Annotated in this window: 2 pseudogenes; both read left to right on the top strand. The window is 56.3% G+C overall.

Going from position 1 to position 510, the window contains the following annotated elements:
* Positions 1–124 (top strand): annotated as a pseudogene (locus ACR0AO_RS25550) (UDP-3-O-acyl-N-acetylglucosamine deacetylase); the annotation flags it as partial.
* A 126-nt stretch (positions 125–250) separates the two neighbouring features.
* Positions 251–510: pseudogene (locus ACR0AO_RS25545) on the top strand (outer membrane protein assembly factor BamD); the annotation flags it as partial.

Here is a 510-nt window from a genome sequence, read left to right as displayed (position 1 = left end):
CACATTGCTGCGCAATCTGTTTGAAACACCCGGTGCTGTGCGTCCGGTTCTGTGCACACCGGAACAGGCCGCGCGTCTGCCGGGGCAGGGCCTGATCGTAAACGAAATTCCCGAAGTCGCCTGATCAGATCAACTCTGACGACATTTGCGCCAGATGTTGCATAAGGCGTTTTGCACCGGAATTTTCTGTGCTAGACCATGGCTCAATTCGGGGCGAACCCCCTTAAGTAAGACGACAAGGATGGGCGGTATGGTTGGCAGCAAGGCGGCAGTCAGATTCGCAGGTGCGGTTCTTCTGGCAGCAGTTTTGACGGCATGTGGAAACGCAGGCGGCCTTTTTGGCAACAAGGGCGCGGACCGGGATCAGAATCTGGAAGGGTTCACACCGGAACAGATCTACACCCGTGGCGAATACGAACTGTCGCAGAATCGCTCGGATGACGCGGCTTGGTATTTCTCCGAGGTTGAGCGTCTGTATCCCTATTCAGACTGGGCCAAGCGTGCGCTGAT

It is taken from the genome of Ruegeria sp. AF8 (genome assembly GCF_056541825.1).
Note: the sequence above shows the minus strand (reverse complement) of the source record. Positions and strands in the feature narration are given on the sequence as shown.